The organism is Micromonospora sp. A200, assembly GCF_029893845.1.
GTDB lineage: Bacteria > Actinomycetota > Actinomycetes > Mycobacteriales > Micromonosporaceae > Micromonospora > Micromonospora purpureochromogenes.
On the sequence record NZ_JARXXY010000022.1, the window covers coordinates 41,760 to 56,957 of the forward strand.

Consider the following 15,198-nt stretch of genomic DNA (forward strand, 5'->3'; position numbering starts at 1 on the left):
CTTTCGGTGGTCAGCGGACGGCGCTGCCCGGCGTGTGGTCGAGCAGCGCCAGCTCGGCCCGGGTGGGCAGGCCCTCCCAGTCGCCGCGGGTGGCGACCGCGAAGGCGCCGGTGGTGACCGCTCGATCGAGTCGGGCGTCGACCTCGGCGCCGTCGAGCAGGCCGGAGAGCAGGCCGGCCACGAAGGCGTCGCCCGCGCCGACGGTGTCGACGACCGGCACGTGGCGGGCGGGCCGGTGCACGCTGCCGAGGTCGCTGTGACTGGTGGCGCCGCCTGCGCCGTGCTTGATCACCACCTCCCGTACGCCGGCGTCGAGCAGAGCGCGGACGGGATCGGCCGCGTCGGTGAGCACGGCCAGCTCGTCGTCGGAGGCGATCACGATGTCGATCGAGGGCACCAGCGGGCGGAGCGCCGCGGCGGCCTCGGTCATCGACCACAACCGCTGCCGGTGGTTGACGTCCAGACAGACCAGACTGCCGGCGGCGCGGGCTCGGGTCACCGCCGTGCTGATGGCCTGGTACGGGCCGGACCCCAGCGCGCAGGTGATGCCGGTGATGTGCAGGAGGCGGGGTGGCGACTCGGCCCCGGTGAAGGCGGCTGTCACGTCCGACGCGGCCAGCCGGGAGCCGGCCGATCCGGCCCGGTGGTAGGTGACCCGGCTGATGTCGCCCACGCGGGACTCGAAGAGGATCAGCCCGGTCGCGGCGTCCGGGTCGACTCGCGCCAGGGCCAGGTCGACGCCCTCGGCGCGCAGTGTGCGCCGGATCAGCTCCCCCGGTTCGTCCGCCCCGGTAACGCCGATCCAGCTGGCGTGGTGTCCGAGTCGAGCCAGGCCGATCGCCACGGTCGACTCGGCGCCGGCCACGGAGAGCTGGACCGTGCCGCCCAGCCGGAGTGGAGCCGAGGTCCGGAAGGCCGCCATGGTTTCGCCGAGGGTGAGGACGTCGGTCACGACGACGACACCTCGGCGAGGAACTCGGCGGCGCGGTCCCGCAGCGCGCCCAGGTCTCCGCCGCGCACGGCGTCGCCGAGCAGCGGCGAGCCCACCCCGACCGCGACCGCGCCCCGGTCGAGGTACGCCCGGGCGCTCTCCGCGTCGACGCCGCCGACGGGTACGAACGCGGTCCGCGGGAACGGGTCCCGCAGCGCGCCCAGATAGGCCGGCCCGCCGATCGAGGCGGGGAAAAGCTTGACTGCGGTGGCCCCGCTCGTGCCGGCCTGCACCACCTCGCTGGGGGTTAGCGCGCCGGCGAGCACTGGCAGCCCCAGCCTGCCCGCCTCGGCGATGCTCGGCGCGAGTGCCGGGGTGACCAGGAATGAAGCGCCCGCGTCGGCGGCCCGCTGAGCTTCGTCGGTGCTGAGCACCGTGCCGGCGCCCAGCCCGAAGTTGGCGCCGAGGGAGGCGCGCGCTTGGCGGATCGTGCCCAGCGCGTCGGCCCCGGTCAGCGACACTTCGATCAGGGCGATGCCTGTGTCGGCCAGGGTCAGCACCGAGGCCAGTGTCGCCTCCGGGTCCGGGCCGCGGACGATCGCCATCAGCCGGTGGGTCCGCAGGGAGTCGAGCAGATTCATCGGGGGTGGCCTCCGGATGATCGGTGCGCGGCGAGGGTCAACCGCCAGGTGACCTCGCCGTTCGGCGGGACCTCCGCCGCGTCGTCGGGGCCGGCTTCGGCCACGTCGAAGGCGCGGCCGAGCATGGGTTCGACGCCAATGCTGCGGTAGGGCCCGTTGCTGGGCCAGCCGCGCAGATTGCGCCAGAGCGCGGTGGATCGGGGCTGGTCGTGACATTCGAGGTGCAGGGTGAGCCGGTCGGTGCCGTCGATCACCCGCACGCTCGGGCAGTCGAGCAGCACCGCGCCGACTGCGGTGCCGTCATCGGGGCCGAGCCGGTCCAGCGGCAGGCCGGCCGGCGCGGGCCACGGCGCGGACAGCCACGGGCTGCCCGCCGGCCACTGGCCGGGGGACAGCAGCACGGCGGCTTCCGGGTAGAGCCGGGTCGGGGTGCCCGCGGGCGCGTCCAGCCGGGCAGCGGGTGAGAGGTCGAGCAGGGCATGGGCTGCCCAGACGAAGCGATAGCCCGGGTCGGCCTGGAGCCGGTAGTCGGCGACCACCACACCGGAACGGTCGGTGAGCCGCCGGGTCAGGGTGAAGTCCGGGCGCTCGATGGTGGCGATGCCCACGCCGGTGGTACGCCACGGCCGGGACCAGACGTCCCCGTGGTCGGGGAGGCCGCGCACCGTCGGCAGGCACTCCTCCAGGCCACCTGCGTCGACGAACGGGTCACCGGGCCGCACCTCGTCCCGGCCGGTGCCCGGCCGCCGCCAGAGCCACTCCCGGCCGTCGCCGCAGAGCGTGGTCCACCGGCCGCCGTGCGGATCGTCGGACCCGACGCGCAGCGGCACCGAGGTCTCCGTTCCTGAGGTTTCCGGCACCCGGCCCTCGGCGGCGGCGCTCACCATTCGGCGAAGGAGCCGTCGTCGTGGCGCCAGACCGGGTTGCGCCAGGCGTGCCCGGTTCGCGCAGCGGCCCGGACCGCCGCCTCGTCGACCGTGATGCCCAGCCCGGGCGCCTCCAGCCGCTTGATGTGACCGTCGACGAACCGGAACGGCTCCGGGTCGATCACGTAGTCGAGGAGTTCGGAACCGGCATGGTAGTGGATGCCGATGCTCTGCTCCTGAATGAGGAAGTTCGGCGTCGCGAGGGCCACCTGCAGGCTGGCCGCGAGCGCGATCGGCCCCAGTGGACAGTGCGGGGCGAGCACAGCGCCGTACGTCTCCGCGAGGGCGGCGATCCGGCGTACCTCGGAGATGCCGCCGGCGTGGGACAGGTCCGGTTGGACCACCGCGACCCCGGCCTGCAGGGGCCCGAGGAACTCGTGCCGGCCGTACAGCCGCTCGCCGGTGGCCACCGGAACCGGGGAGCAGGTGACGATGTCGTGCAGGTGGTGGGCCTGTTCGGCGAGGACCGGCTCTTCCACGAAGAGCGGTCGCAGGGCGGCGATCTCGGGCAAAATGCGTCGTGCCGCGGCGGCGCTGGCTCGGCCGTGGAAGTCCAACGCGAGGTCCCGGCTGTCGCCGAGCACCTCGCGCGCGGCGGCGACCCGGCTGACGACGGCGTCCACCTCGGCCGGGGTGGGGATCGCGGAGAGCCGGCCGGAGGCGTTCATCTTGACCCCGGTGAGGCCGGCGGCGACCTGTGCGGCGGCCGCCTCGGCGACCTCGCCGGGCTCGTCTCCGGCGATCCACGAGTAGATCCGGACCCGGTCGCGCACGGGGCCGCCGAGCAGGGCGTGCACCGGGGCGCCGTAGGCCTGCCCGGCGATGTCCCAGAGCGCCTGGTCGAGGCCGGCGACAGCGCTGGAGAGCACCGGGCCGCCGCGGTAGAAGCCGCCCTTGGTGAGGACCTGCCAGTGCTGCTCTATTCGGAGCGGGTCCTCGCCGATCAGGTACTCCGCGAGCACCTCGACGGCGCTGCGGACCACCTCGGCGCGTCCCTCCACCACGGGCTCGCCCCAGCCGATCAGCCCCTCGTCGGTCTCCACGCGGCAGAACAACCAGCGTGGCGCGACAAGGAAGGTCTCGATTCGGTCGATCTTCACCGGCTGCCCTTCTTTCCCCGTACTTTCTCGACGTCCCGCACGGCCTTCTCCAGCAGTCCCCGCATGGCGGTCTCGGCCGCGGTCGCGTCCTGCGCCCGGATCGCGTCCACCACCGCCCGGTGGCTCGGTACCGGGTCGTCGTGCGGCTCGCCGCCGTGGACCAGGCGGTCGCGTTCGGCGAGGCCGGTCTCCATGACCACCTCCATGCGCTCCAGCAACTCGTTGTGCGTGGCGGCCAGCAGCGCGCGATGGAAGCTCAGGTCGGCGGTTACGGCGGCGGCCGGATTGCCGTTCGCGGCGGCCATCTCCTCCAGCGCGGCGTTCAGCGCGGCGAGGTCGTCGTCGTTTGCCCGGCTGGCCGCCAGCCGGGCGGCGGCCGGCTCGATGATGGTACGGACCTCGTGCAGCTTGTCGAGCAGTCGCGGGTCGGCGCCTTCGGCGAACTGCCAGCGGATCACGTCACCGTCGAGCAGGTTCCAGTCCGTGCGGGGCCGGACGAACGTGCCGCGCTTCTGCCGCGCGTCCACGATGCCCTTGGCGGCGAGCACCTTGAGCGCTTCGCGCAGTGCGGTGAGGCTGACGTCGAGTTCCGCCTGGAGTGCGGTGATGTTCAGCGTCGCGCCCGGGGGGATCTCTCCGGCGAGGATGCGGCGTGCAATGACCTCGACGGTTTGCCCGTGGAGGCCGCGGCGTGCGTACTGTGTCAATGCTCTTCGCACCTTAATCGCTCGTCAGTATCGATCTTTCAAGCTGAGGCTTTTACCGCGGTCCAGCCACCGTCCACCACCAGGCTCGCGCCGGTGATGTAGGCGGCGTCCGGCGAGGCGAGGAAGGCCACGGTGGCGGCGACCTCGTCCGGGCTGCCGAACCGCTTCGCCACCGTCCCCGCGACGCTCTTCCGTCGGTCCGCTTCGGACACCTCGTCCCAGGCGGCGGTGAGGATCGGCCCCGGCAGCACGGTGTTCACCCGGACCTCCGGCCCGTACTCGACGGCGAGTTGGCGGCCGAGCGAGACGAGAGCGCCTTTGGCGGCGGCGTAGGCCGGCCGTCCGGGTAGGCCCACCAGCGCGTGCACCGAGGAGACCAGCACCACCGAGCCGTGACCGGCGCGGAGATCGTCCAGGCAGGCCCGCACGCCGAGGAAGGTACCGGTGAGGCTGACGGCGAGCTGGTGGTCCCAGGACTCCCGGCTGGTCTGATGGGCGGGGGCCACCTCGACCGCGTAGGCGTTGCTGATCAGGATGTCCACCGGCCCGAACGCGCGACGCACGGCCGCCACCGCGGCGGCCCAGTTGCCCTCGTCGGAGACGTCGGCGATCACGGGGACTGCCCGACCGCCGGCGGCGATCAGCTCGTTGGCGAGCGGGGTGGAGTCCCGTACGTCCATCAGGCCGACGACCGCGCCTTCGGCGGCGAGTCGCCGGGCGGTGGCCGCGCCGACGCCGCCAGCAGCCCCCGTGACCAGCGCGGTCTTGCCTTCCAGTCGTCCCAGTCGTCGCATGTACCGGCCCACCGTCCACCCAAGACTCGAAGATCTAATCATTAATTATGAAAATATCTTGACAGATGCGAGCCGTGGGTGCAACCTTCTGGCCACACCGTTCACATGACCGACACATTGCGACGTCACGCATCGTGTCGACGAGGAAGGGACACTCCCGTGAGCGACTTCGACCCCAGTCGCCGCCAATTCCTTGGACACCTCGGCCTTGCCGGCGTCGGGGCGCTCGGCGCGAGCTCGTTACTGAGCGCCTGCGCCAGCTCCGCCAGCAGCCCCGCGGACAAGGCGTCCGGCGCGATCACCGTCCAGTCCAACCTCTCCTCGCCCCAGGCGAAGGGGGCGATGGAGAAGCTTATCGAAAGCTTCAACAAGCAGGGCAAGGGTCGGGCGACGTTGAACACGATCGCCGCCGAGACCTACCGCACGCAGCTCCCGACCTACCTGACGTCGGCCAACCCGCCGGACCTCTACACCTGGTACGCCGGTTCCGTCGCCAACGACTACGCCAGCAAGGGACTGCTGCTGGACGTCAGCGACGTGTGGCGGCAGCTGACCGACTACCCCGCATCGCTGCGTACCCTCTCCACCGACGCCACCGGCAAGCAGGTCTTCGTCCCGATGACCAACTACTGGTGGGGCTTCTTCTACCGGAAGTCAAACTTCGCCAAGTGGGGGGTCCAGGAGCCGAAGACCTGGGCCGAGTTCGTCGCCCTCTGCCAAACGCTGCAGGGCAAGGGCATCTCGCCGATCGGCATCGGCCTGGGTGACACCCCGTGGGTCGCCTCCGCCTGGTTCGACTACCTGAACATCCGGATCAACGGCGCCCCGTTCCACCGCGAACTCCTCGCCGGCAAACAGCGCTTCGACGACCCGAAGGTCAAGGCGGTCTTCGCCCGGTGGCGCGAAGTGCTGCCCTACTTCGACCCGAAGGGCAAGGCGTACCCGTTCCAGGAGGCGACCACCGCGCTGCTGGCGGGCAAGACCGGCATGTTCCTCATCGGCACCTTCTTCGCCGATGCCACCTCGACAGACGCTTTCGACGACCTCGACTTCTTCCGCTTCCCGATCATCGACCCGGCGGTGCCGGTCGCCGAGGAGGCGCCCACGGACGGCTTCTTCGCCAGTACGCGGACCGCGAACCCCACCGGCGTCAAGGCCATGCTCACCTATCTGGCCTCGGTCGAGGCGCAGGAGGCGTACATCGCCAACAGTTCAGGGATCGTGCTGCCGGCACATCCGAAGGCGAAGGCGGCCGATGTGCCGCTCGTCGCCAAGGGCAAGGCGATGCTGGACAGCGCCCAGGAACTCACCCAGTTCTTCAACCGCGACTCCAGCGACGCGTTGCAGCCGACCGCGGACACCGCGCTCACCAAGTTCCTCGACAAGCCCGACCAGATCGACGCGATCCTGCGCGAGTGGCAGGCTGGCGCCGAGAAGGTCTTCAAGAGCTGATGACAACGCTCGCACCCGCCACCTCCCGAGCACCGGCAGCGGGAGCGACCCCGAAGCAGCGGCGGCGGAAGAACCGGCCGTCGCCGCTGCTGGTGGCGTTCGTCCTGGTGCCCTTCGCGGTCGAGAGCATCTGGGTGTTCTGGCCCGCCCTGCAAGGCTTCTACTTCTCGTTCACCCGATGGGACGGCCTGGAACCGCCCGCGTTCATCGGCTTCGGCAACTACACCGAGCTGGCCGGCGATGCGGTCTTCCGGGGGGCCGTGGTCAACACCTTGATCTGGCTGGTGCTCTTCGGCGGGCTGTCGGTCCTCGGCGGGTTCGGGATGGCGCTGCTGCTGCAACGCGAGCGGCGCGGGGTGGCCTTCTACCGCGCCGCGCTCTTCAGCCCGGTGGTCTTCTCACTCGTGGTGACCGCGCTGGTCTGGCGGGTCTTCTACCAGCCCGACGGGCTGGCCGACCAACTCCTGCGCGCGGTGGGCCTGGAGCAGCTAATCCGGCCCTGGCTCGCCGATCCGGAGACCGCGCTCTACGCAGTGATCCTGCCCGCCCTGTGGCGGCAGATCGGCTACGTCATGGTGCTCTACCTGGCCGGCCTGAAGGCGATCGACCCGGCGCTGCAGGAGGCGGCCCGGGTGGACGGCGCCAACAGCTGGCAGCGGCTCTGGAAGGTGACGATCCCGCAGCTGCGCGGGGTCAACTCGGTGGTGCTGTCGGTAATCGTGATCGACTCGCTGCGGTCGTTCGACATCGTCTGGGCGCTCACCCGGGGCGGCCCCTACCACTCGTCCGAACTGCTGAGCACCTACATGTACTCGACCGCCTTCCAGAGCCTACGGCTCGGCTACGGCTCCGCCATCGCCGTCGTGATCTTCGTGCTCGCGCTCGCGGTCATCCTCGGCTACCTCGTCCGCGCGTTCCGGGAGGACGCATGATTCGCGCGCTACGCACCGGCGTTTTCCACGCCAGCATGAGCCTGCTGGCCCTGCTGTGGCTCGGTCCGATCCTCTGGGTCGTCACCATGTCGACGAGGACCTTCGACGACATCGCGGCGCACGGGGTGGGCAGCCTGCCGCGCTCGTTCACCCTGGACACCTACCGGCAGGCCTGGACCGACGGCGGTCAGCTGCGCGCCCTGGTCAACAGCATGCTGGTCACCGTACCCGCGGTCGCCCTCAGCCTGGTGCTGGCGGCGGTGGCGGCGTTCGCGCTCAGCCGGTTCCGGATCCCCGGCCGACGTACGATCCTGCTGCTCATGCTCGCCGGAAACCTGCTGCCGCCGCAGATCCTGCTCATCCCCGTCAACAAGTTCAGCGAACTGACCGGCGTGTACGACACCCTCCCCGCGCTGATCGCGGTGCAGGTGGGTTTCGGGCTCGGGTTCTACACATTCGTACTGCACGGCTTCATGCGGGACCTGCCGGGCGAGATCCAGGAGGCGGCCACCATCGACGGGGCCGGCCCGGGGCAGATCTTCGCCCGAGTGATCCTGCCGCTGACCCGACCCGCGCTCGCCGCGCTCGGCGCGCTCTCCTTCACCTGGATCTTCAATGACCTGCTCTGGGCGATCACCGTGCTACGCACCGAAGACAGAATGCCGGTGACCCCCGCCCTGCTCGGGTTGCAGGGACAGTTCGTCTCGTCGTGGAACGTCATCGCCGCCGGCACGGTGATCGCCGCGGTGCCGACCATGCTGGTGTTCCTGAGCTTCCAACGACACTTCGTGTCCGGCCTCTCTATCGGAGCCGTCAAGTGAGCGAATCCACCACCGAGCCCGGCAGCGTCTACGAACGCGCCGCCGCGCGGCATGCGGCGGACAGCGGCGAGGAGGCGGCCCCGCTCGCCGGCCCGTGGACGCTACGCGGGGTGGACACCGAGTACACCGTCACCGTACCGGGGCACGGCCGGTGGTTGGAGCTGGTCAGCTGGGGGCCGTCCGGAGTCGCGGGCGGCCCCTCGCCGGTCAGCCACACCGGCCCTACCCCGTTCCTCACCGCCGGAGACTTCGCACCCGTGGAGTACGCGACCGACGCGGCCCGTCCGTTCGCCGGCGCCGACCTGGTCGTCGAGACGGCGGCCGGCGACCGGCGAGTCTCCTGGCGCTTCCAGCATGCGACCACCGGCCGCGACCAACTGCGGGTCACCTTCATCGACCCGCTGACCGGGCTGTGCGCGGAGCACTGCTACCGCGTCCCGGCGGGCACCGACGTGGTGGAGCGGTGGGTCGAGCTGAGCAACACGGGCACGGCTCCGCTGCGGCTGGCCCGGGCCGGTTCGGCCGGGTTCTGCGTACCCACGCCGCACGGCGCCCGATTGAGCTACCAGTGGGGCCAGTGGGCCCAGGAGTTCCAGCTCACGCACCTCGACCTCGGCCATGGCCAGTTCTCCATCGGCAGCTCCCAGGGGGTGCCGGGGCACACCTTCGTACCGTGGCTCGCGATCCGGGACCAGGCCGAGACGGATGGGCCCACCTGGGGCGTGGCGCTGGCCTGGACCGGTTCGTGGGAGATCACCGCCGAGCCGGACACCGGCGGGCTGACCCGGATACGGATCGGCCGCCGTCTCGTCGACGGTGGGTTGGAACTGCCCGCCGGGGCAACGATCACCCTGCCGGTGGTCGCTGGCGCCTACAGCGACGCCGGACTGGACGGACTGGCCCGGGTCTGGCACCGCTACCAGCGGCAGCTCGCCGGTGACCGGCTCGACCGGCCGCGGCCGGTGCTCTACAACTCGTGGGAGGCGACCGAGTTCGCCGTCGATGCCGACAACCAGGTGGCGCTGGCCCGGATTGCGGCGGAGCTCGGCGTGGAAACGTTCGTGGTCGACGACGGCTGGTTCGTCGGCCGGCACGACGACCGGGGCGGGCTGGGCGACTGGGCCCCGGATCCGGCCAAGTTCCCAGCCGGGTTCGACGCCTTCATCGCCGAGATCCGCGCCCTCGGCCTCAACTTCGGGCTCTGGGTCGAACCGGAGTCGGTCAGCCCGAAGTCACGCCTCTACGCCGAGCACCCCGACTGGGTCTACTCGATCGATGGCCGGCCGATCACCCCGATCCGCAACCAGTACCTGCTCGACCTCGGCCGTCCCGAAGCCGCCGAGTTCGTCCACTCGGCGCTGGACGGTCTCCTCCGTCGGCACGACATCGGGTATCTGAAGTGGGACTTCAACCGGCCGCGTACGGAGTCCGGCCGGCCCGGCGCGGCCACCCGGCTGGACCTCGACGGGGCCCACGTCGCCAACCTGCACCGGATCTACGCCGCTCTCCGGCGGGACCACCCGGACGTGGTGATCGAGGCGTGCGCGGCCGGCGGCGCCCGTACCGACCTCGCCATGGCAGCGCACGCGGACGTTTTCTGGCCGAGTGACAACACCGGCCCGTTGGACCGGCTCGCCATCCAGTACGGCTTCCTGCACGCCAATTCCCCGCACCTGCTCAGTTCGTGGGTAACCGACGCCGTCGGGCTCTTCGACCAGCGGCCCCGCTCGCTGGCCTTCCGGTTCGTGCTCGCGATGGCCGGCGTGCTCGGCATCGGTGCGGACATCCGGCACTGGACGCCGCAGCAGCGGACCGAGGCGGCCAGCTGGATCGCCCGCTACAAGCAGATCCGCGAGGTGATCACGCACGGCGAGGTGCAGCTGATCGGCGGCCCCGACCAGCTGCGCTGCGCCGTGCAGTACACCGCGCCGGACGGCAACACGGTTGTCGTACTCGCCTGGCACACCGGCCGGCTCGACGGGCACGGCCTGCTGCCGTCCCGGCCGGTCCGGCTGCCGCTGCGCGGGCTGGCCGCGGAGTCCAGCTATCGGCACGGCGACGGCACCTACTCCGGCAGCCACCTCACGGCGGTGGGCCTGCCGGTGCAGTGGGCCGCGGACCACGACGCGGAACTGTTCGTCCTGCGCCGCGGCTGACCCCGTCCCCCCTTCCTGGACAGGAGTATCCGGTCGCCGACCGCCGCCGCCCCACGTCTTTGGCGTCCGGCGACGGGTCCAGACTGACCAGTCCGACGATCATGAAAACTCGGCTGGTGACGGTCTACGACGCCGAGTGCCCCTGGTCGCGCAACGACGGTTTCTTGCCTCGGCGGTGAACGAGACGCCAGCCGCCCCGGGTGCTCGACCTGGGCTGCGGAACCGGCGTCTCGCGCTGGGCATGGCCACAGCTGGGAGCAGGGAATCCGGCCGACTCCCTCCGTCGGGCATGCCTGGCCGACGGCTATCAGGTCGAAGCACGGACCGAGGTGGCCGCCGTTCACCGCAGCGACGTGGGCTTCACCCACCAATACACGTCCCCGGCGAGGAACTCATCAGCACGGCGCGCTGCGCTTCCGACCCGAGGACCAGCTACGCGCCTCGCTGGGAGCTGCGGGATTGAACGTCGAAAGCATCCACGGAGGACGGTCCAGGCAGCCCGCAGGCCAGGGCGACGCCGAGTTCCTCGCGCGGAGGCATACCTGGCAAAGCGACAGTCGCACCCAGGTGAACCAACACCTGGGTGCGACTGTCCCGGTTCAGCAGGTGGCGTTCAGGCCGGCCCAGTTGGCGCGGTCGTTGTAGCCGCCGTCGCCCGCGTCGCCGACCACCAGGTCGAGCACCCGCACGCCGGTCAGGTCGACGTCGACCTGGCGGATGTCGTCGCGGGTCAGCACACCGCTGTCGAACAGGACCCGGCCGTCGCCGATCACCTGGAAGGTCGAGGTCGCGCCCTCAGGTCCGACGTTGCGGACCGCGTCGTCCAGGCCGACGATCGCGGTCAGCCCGCTGCACTTGTCACCGACGTAGTAGCGGACCGTGGACGGCGATGCGACCCCGATGCCGGTCGGGTACACCTGGCCGAGCATGCTGATCGGCGACCAGCCGCCGACGCTGCGATCGATGGTCGGGCTCATCCAGCCGCTGGTGGCGCTGATCCACTGGTGGTGCGACAGTACGACCTCGCCGTCCGGTGGGGCCGGCGCGACCACCACCGCCGAGACCGTCGCCTGCCGCAACCGTCCGTGCCCGATCACGTCGTACGAGGTGGTGGCGGTCAGCACGGCATCGCCAGGAGCGGCAGCGGTCGGGAGGGTCACCGCGAAGGCGAAGGTGGCGGAATCGCCGGGGGCCAGCAGGATCGGCGCCCGGCTGAGGGGGCGGACCGTCCAGCCGGCCGGCGCCGCCAACGTCACCTCCGGCGCGAGTACCGGCAGCACACCGTCGTTGCGTACGGTGGCCTCGACGCGCGCCTCGTCACCACCGGCGATTACCGGCGCCGTACCCTCGGGCGTCGGGTCACCGCCCACCTGCGTCACCAGCGGGAGGCCGGCGGTCACGTGCGGGACACCCGGTAGGCCGCGGGCCGGGCCGACCCGGAACAGCGCCGCGCCGTGGGCCGCGACGGCGGCGCTGATGGTGCCGGCGCTCTCGGTGACCTGGTCGGTCCACGCATTCTTGAGGGTGAACCGCGCCCCGGAGAGGCCGACCGACGAAGCCTTCGTGGTCAGGATCTTCGGGCTGTCACCCCTGTTCAGCAGCACCACGGCCCGGTCGCCGTTCGCCAGCCGCTTCACCCACGTCTCGGTCGTACCGGCGGGGCCGACCCGGACGGCCTGAACGACGGCAGGGTCCTGGTTGATCGCCAGCACGTCGGGGTCGGTGAGGATGTCCACAGAGGCCTGACTGAGCGTGCGGGCGTCGCTGCCGATCACCAGCGGCGCGGCGGCCGCGGACCAGAGCGTCATCTGCGTACGGAATTCCTCGTCGGTCATCCCGAGTTGCGGGCCGAGGTAGTCCGGGTCGTTGAAGTGACCGGGCCCGGCGACCTCGGGGTGCCGCGCGTTCGCGTCATAGTTACGTAGCACGTCCTTGAACTTGATGTCCCCGACGAAGCCCACGTCGGTATAGGTCCGCCAGGACTGCGCGATAGCCGGAGCATAGGTCCAGGAGTACGTCGACTGCTGCTCCTCCGGGTAGTTGCCCCAGTCGGGCGAGGTCACCGGATTGCACAGGTTGAAGAGGATGGGCCGTCCACTGGCGTTGTTCCGCAACGCCTGCGCGAACTCGGTGAAGACGGTCTTCGGGTCAAGGTCTGCGGCGATCCCGCAGAGGAAGTCCACCTTTACCGCGTCGAACTCCCAGGCGGCGAACTGGTCCGCGTCGCGCTGGTAGTAGCCGCCGCTGCCGAGTCCGCACTTCCCAGGGATGTACGGTCCGGCATCGGTGTAGATGCCGGCCTTAAGGCCCCTGGAGTGGATGTACCGCGCGAGCTCGGCCATCCCACTCGGAAAATGGTCGGGGTTGGCCACGAGTTGGCCGGCCGAGTTGCGTGGGGTCGGCGCCGCCCAGTTGCCGTCGATCCAGACGTACCGGTAGCCGGCGTCGCGCAGACCGCTGCTGACCAGGTAGTCGGCTGTTGACTTGACCTCGGCCTCGGTCGGATCGCCACCCAGGCCGAAGTAGGTGTTCCAGCCCATGTACGGCGTCGGGCTCAGCACCTGCTGAGGTGCTGGCGTTGTGATGGCGGCAGTGCCGGCCGCTGGGCCGGCGTGGGCGGGTGCCGGCACGATCAGCAGACCGGCCGTGAGGGCGAGCAGGGCGGTGAGCACATGTCGTTTCACATCGGATTCCTTTGCTGCCGGGGATGGGCGGACGCCACGACGGGCTACTTGCCGGCCTTTCTTCTCGTTCTGGACCTGCTTGTACTCCGGCTTGACCTCACTCCAGCGCCTGGGCTTGTTACGCACCGGCGCGGAGTCCGGAGCAGCACCGCGCGTTTCGTGGGCGGTGCCGGGAGCACGTCGGTCGTTCCGCTCACATCAACCAGCTGCAAGCCCGGCTCAAGGTGTCCGACGTGGAGGTAGCGCAACCGCCGACGTGAGTCGGGGCGCACACCACCCCGAGACCTTGAAGCAGGTCCCCACGATCGGCTGCCAGACCAGTCATGCCCGCACTCCTGAGGTTTGTTTCGAGGATCTTGCATCCCAGCGCGACGGCGTGTCAATATTAATTCGTAAATTATTAGTTCTAGCGCGTCCGGGGTCCATCCACATCCGACCCGAACCCCGATGCCGGAGCGGACCCGGCGGTGGTCACCGACTGGATCGCACAGACCCAGGCGGAACGCGCTCGTGCGGAAGCAGATCTGAACGCGAACGAGGGCGACAGCCCACGCCGGATGAGCCGAGCAGAGATCACGACCCTGGTGACCGCACTCGGCGACATCGCCACCGTGCTCCGCGACGCCGATCCCGCCGATAAGGCCGAGGTCTACCGGCAACTCGGACTCCGGCTCGCCTACCATCCTGAAACGCAAACGGTGCGCGCTGAAGTGGATCTCAGCGCGCACCGTGGGGCAATGGTTTGTGTCCGAGGGGCGACACGAACCATTGCCCCACTGCCACTGATGATCGGCAAGACATTGAAGCTCACACAGGTTTAGCTGCCCGGTGACCTCTTCGGTGCCGCCGGAGAGGTCACCGAGCAGCAGCGCCCCGAGGGCGGCGGATGCTGTGGGTGATGAGTGCTGGACAGGCCGTTCGCGGCAGATGCCGCGGGTCCGGCGGGGTGGGCAGGCCGGCCGGTCCGTGGCATGTGAGGATGCGGCGCATGCGTGCCGTGGTCTTCGACGAGTTCGGTGTCCGGCCCGAGGTCCGCGACGTCCGGGACCCGGTGCCACCGTCGGGAGGCGCGGTCATCCGCGTCGAGGCGACCGGGTTGTGCCGCAGCGACTGGCACGGTTGGCAGGGACACGATCCCGACATCCGCCTGCCACACGTCCCCGGCCACGAGTACGCCGGCGTCGTCACGGCGGTCGGCGCCGGCGTACGCGGCTGGCAGCCCGGCGATCGGGTCACCGCGCCCTTCGTCTGCGCCTGCGGGCAGTGCCCCGCCTGCCTCGCGGGGGACCAGCAGGTCTGCGAACGGCAGACGCAGCCCGGCTTCACCCACTGGGGCTCGTTCGCCGAATACGTGGCGGTCCATAACGCCGACGTCAACCTGGTCCGGCTCCCCGACGAGCTGGACTACCCGGCCGCGGCGGCCCTCGGCTGCCGCTTCGCCACGGCGTTCCGGGCCGTGGTCAGTCAGGGGCGGGCCGCCGCGGGCGAGTGGGTGGCGGTGCACGGCTGCGGCGGAGTGGGACTGTCCGCGGTGATGATCGCGGCGGCGTGCGGCGCGCAGGTCGTGGCGGTGGACGTTGCCCCCGGTGCGCTCGAGCTGGCCAGGAACTGCGGGGCCACGATCTGTCTGGACGGTAGCGCCCTCACCGGACCCGGCGAGGTGGCCGCGGCCGTACGGGAGGCGACCGGCGGCGGCGCCCACCTGTCGCTCGACGCGTTGGGCAGTCACGCCACCTGCACCGCCTCCATCGAAAGCCTCCGGCGGCGCGGACGCCACGTGCAGGTCGGACTCCTCCCCGCCGCCCAGGGCCGCCCGGCCCTGCCGATGGAGCTCGTGATCGCGTTCGAGCTGGAGCTGCGGGGCAGTCACGGCATGCCCGCGCACACCTATCCCGAACTGCTCCGGCTGGTCACCGCCGGCGTACTGCGCCCCGCCAAGCTGATCACCCGCACCATCGGCCTCGCCGAGGTGCCCCACGCGTTGACCACGATGGACCGGGACGCGCCCGGCGGAATGTGCCTCATCCACCCCCGGTAAGTCGGCGTACCTACGA

At 70.8% G+C, this 15,198-nt stretch carries 13 protein-coding genes; 6 read left to right on the forward strand and 7 right to left on the reverse strand.

Annotated features, from left to right (window positions below; translation table 11 throughout):
• Nucleotides 1–10: 10 nt before the first annotated feature.
• From M2302_RS21360 to M2302_RS21385, 6 genes are read right to left on the reverse strand one after another with little or no spacing between them, the layout of a single operon-like run.
• The gene (locus tag M2302_RS21360) at nt 11–952 is read right to left on the reverse strand and encodes a sugar kinase (protein ID WP_280839624.1); all 942 of its coding nucleotides are present in this window, start codon (nt 950–952) and stop codon (nt 11–13) included.
• Nucleotides 949–1,572 (reverse strand): bifunctional 4-hydroxy-2-oxoglutarate aldolase/2-dehydro-3-deoxy-phosphogluconate aldolase, encoded by a 624-nt coding sequence (locus tag M2302_RS21365; RefSeq protein WP_280839625.1) that lies wholly within the window; start codon nt 1,570–1,572, stop codon nt 949–951. Before M2302_RS21365 ends, M2302_RS21360 begins: the two co-directional genes overlap by 4 nt.
• Entirely contained in the window at nt 1,569–2,459 is an 891-nt protein-coding gene (locus M2302_RS21370; RefSeq protein WP_280839626.1) for a hypothetical protein, read from the reverse strand. The genes M2302_RS21365 and M2302_RS21370 overlap by 4 nt, the downstream gene beginning before the upstream one ends.
• On the reverse strand, nt 2,453–3,598 hold the full coding sequence (gene dgoD, locus M2302_RS21375) for a galactonate dehydratase (protein WP_280839627.1): 1,146 nt from the start codon (nt 3,596–3,598) through the stop codon (nt 2,453–2,455). The genes M2302_RS21370 and dgoD overlap by 7 nt, the downstream gene beginning before the upstream one ends.
• Nucleotides 3,595–4,305, reverse strand: coding sequence for a FadR/GntR family transcriptional regulator (locus M2302_RS21380; protein ID WP_280839629.1), 711 nt, complete (start codon nt 4,303–4,305; stop codon nt 3,595–3,597). Before M2302_RS21380 ends, dgoD begins: the two co-directional genes overlap by 4 nt.
• Before the next feature lie 38 nt (nt 4,306–4,343).
• Entirely contained in the window at nt 4,344–5,099 is a 756-nt protein-coding gene (locus tag M2302_RS21385) for an SDR family oxidoreductase (RefSeq protein WP_280839630.1), read from the reverse strand.
• 159 nt (nt 5,100–5,258) lie between these two features.
• Between M2302_RS21385 and M2302_RS21390 the strand changes: the two genes are divergently transcribed.
• Genes M2302_RS21390 through M2302_RS21405 form a run of 4 tightly spaced genes read left to right on the forward strand, consistent with a single transcriptional unit; the run spans nt 5,259 to nt 10,460 of the window.
• Nucleotides 5,259–6,551: an extracellular solute-binding protein gene (locus tag M2302_RS21390; protein ID WP_280839632.1), complete on the forward strand. Its 1,293-nt coding sequence runs from the start codon at nt 5,259–5,261 to the stop codon at nt 6,549–6,551.
• Nucleotides 6,551–7,483: a sugar ABC transporter permease gene (locus M2302_RS21395; protein WP_280839634.1), complete on the forward strand. Its 933-nt coding sequence runs from the start codon at nt 6,551–6,553 to the stop codon at nt 7,481–7,483. The genes M2302_RS21390 and M2302_RS21395 overlap by 1 nt, the downstream gene beginning before the upstream one ends.
• A complete protein-coding gene (locus M2302_RS21400) occupies nt 7,480–8,304 on the forward strand; it encodes a carbohydrate ABC transporter permease (protein WP_280839635.1) in 825 nt (274 codons plus the stop codon). The genes M2302_RS21395 and M2302_RS21400 overlap by 4 nt, the downstream gene beginning before the upstream one ends.
• Entirely contained in the window at nt 8,301–10,460 is a 2,160-nt protein-coding gene (locus tag M2302_RS21405; protein WP_280839636.1) for an alpha-galactosidase, read from the forward strand. The genes M2302_RS21400 and M2302_RS21405 overlap by 4 nt, the downstream gene beginning before the upstream one ends.
• A 599-nt stretch (nt 10,461–11,059) precedes the next feature.
• Here the strand turns inward: M2302_RS21405 and M2302_RS21410 are convergent.
• Nucleotides 11,060–13,144: an NPCBM/NEW2 domain-containing protein gene (locus tag M2302_RS21410; RefSeq protein WP_280839637.1), complete on the reverse strand. Its 2,085-nt coding sequence runs from the start codon at nt 13,142–13,144 to the stop codon at nt 11,060–11,062.
• 467 nt (nt 13,145–13,611) lie between these two features.
• Between M2302_RS21410 and M2302_RS21415 the strand changes: the two genes are divergently transcribed.
• The gene (locus M2302_RS21415) at nt 13,612–13,965 is read left to right on the forward strand and encodes a hypothetical protein (protein WP_280839638.1); all 354 of its coding nucleotides are present in this window, start codon (nt 13,612–13,614) and stop codon (nt 13,963–13,965) included.
• A gap of 167 nt (nt 13,966–14,132) precedes the next feature.
• Nucleotides 14,133–15,182 (forward strand): zinc-dependent alcohol dehydrogenase family protein, encoded by a 1,050-nt coding sequence (locus M2302_RS21420; protein ID WP_280839639.1) that lies wholly within the window; start codon nt 14,133–14,135, stop codon nt 15,180–15,182.
• Nucleotides 15,183–15,198: the final 16 nt, after the last annotated feature.

What these genes read in the sequence shown, in the direction of transcription:
- M2302_RS21365 (WP_280839625.1), bottom strand. Translation starts at nt 1,572, where the DNA reads ATGAATCTGCTCGACTCCCTGCGGACCCACCGGCTGATGGCGATCGTC.
- M2302_RS21370 (WP_280839626.1), bottom strand. Translation starts at nt 2,459, where the DNA reads ATGGTGAGCGCCGCCGCCGAGGGCCGGGTGCCGGAAACCTCAGGAACG.
- M2302_RS21385 (WP_280839630.1), bottom strand. Translation starts at nt 5,099, where the DNA reads ATGCGACGACTGGGACGACTGGAAGGCAAGACCGCGCTGGTCACGGGG.
- M2302_RS21395 (WP_280839634.1), top strand. Translation starts at nt 6,551, where the DNA reads ATGACAACGCTCGCACCCGCCACCTCCCGAGCACCGGCAGCGGGAGCG.
- M2302_RS21400 (WP_280839635.1), top strand. Translation starts at nt 7,480, where the DNA reads ATGATTCGCGCGCTACGCACCGGCGTTTTCCACGCCAGCATGAGCCTG.
- M2302_RS21420 (WP_280839639.1), top strand. Translation starts at nt 14,133, where the DNA reads ATGCGTGCCGTGGTCTTCGACGAGTTCGGTGTCCGGCCCGAGGTCCGC.